This window comes from Pedobacter xixiisoli, from assembly GCF_900215335.1.
In the GTDB taxonomy this organism is placed as follows: Bacteria; Bacteroidota; Bacteroidia; order Sphingobacteriales; family Sphingobacteriaceae; genus Pedobacter; species Pedobacter xixiisoli.
Window position 1 is genome coordinate 1 of the sequence record NZ_OCMT01000008.1, and the last position, 1,086, is coordinate 1,086.

Genomic DNA, 1,086 nt, shown 5'->3' on the forward strand with positions numbered 1-1,086 from the left:
TATATCCTGACGGCTTTCTAAAAATAATGCTTCTTGCTGGCTAAGATTTAACTTCTGTGCTATTGAAAGTACACCTATAGAAATGTCGAGTCCCTGATAAGGGTTTGTCGGCCCTTCCCTTGGCGTTTCCGGGACAGGTACGTCTCCACAAGGCATTATCCATTCCATACCCTCTGGTGCAGGATAGTTGGGAATAACATAATTAGCGTCTGGGTTACAATTTGGTGCGTAATCGCCTGCATTGGGAGTTCCCGACCCCGACCCGTTACCATCAGGACCTCCAATATTAGTTTGCCCTCCACCGTTACCACTCGGAGGACCAGTAGGTGGATCTGGGGGACAGCTGGGGCATATAGGCTCTACAGTAACTATGCATATTTCATAAGCACAAGTTTGCAGACACATATCACATTTACTAGCGCATTTTCCAACTCTTGGACATCTGCCGTTAGAAAACCTATAGCAATCCTCCATCTCAGTTGTAGTAGAGTTGTTCCGTACAACAACGCCATTAACCTTTTTTTCTAAAATAGTCCCATATCGATAGTTTCTTAACAGCTTCCCATCCCAATCGTACACAACAATTCTACCTTTGTAAGTTTCCCTTTCGCCATATAGCCAAGAACTATCTGGAGCCAAACGAACCCATTCTGCATGAATACTATCTCTATTATCCTTATACATTAATAAATAATTTAAACTGGCTGCCGGCACTATGGACTTTGTTTTCTGATTAACCACAGCATAGCTTTCTCCAAAATTCAATGGAATTTTTACTGCTCCGCCAGTACTAATCAACCTCTCATAGGCTTTATCCCAAATAGGCTGTTTATTGGCGAATAGCGTTTGTAGAGTTGGTGTGCTTGAAAGCATGGATGAACTATGATTACCTTTTTTAAAAGAAGAGAGATGAGAATTAAAATAACTCTTAGCCTCGGCAATGCTCAACGAGCTTTTTAGATGATCGGGACTTTGTACCAACAGATCTTTACGGCAAGAATTAAAGAGAACTGCGATGGCGAGTATAGCCACGCAAAGGAGAATACTCCTTTGAGAACAAAATAATTTCATAGGTTTATAGTTTGG

At 41.6% G+C, this 1,086-nt stretch carries 1 protein-coding gene; it reads right to left on the bottom strand.

Translation table 11 applies throughout. The features are described 5' to 3' along the window. A partial coding sequence (locus CRO54_RS20990; RefSeq protein ID WP_205944042.1) for a hypothetical protein occupies positions 1–1,071 on the bottom strand: 1,071 nt, incomplete at its 3' end. Between the last annotated feature and the right edge of the window lie 15 nt (positions 1,072–1,086).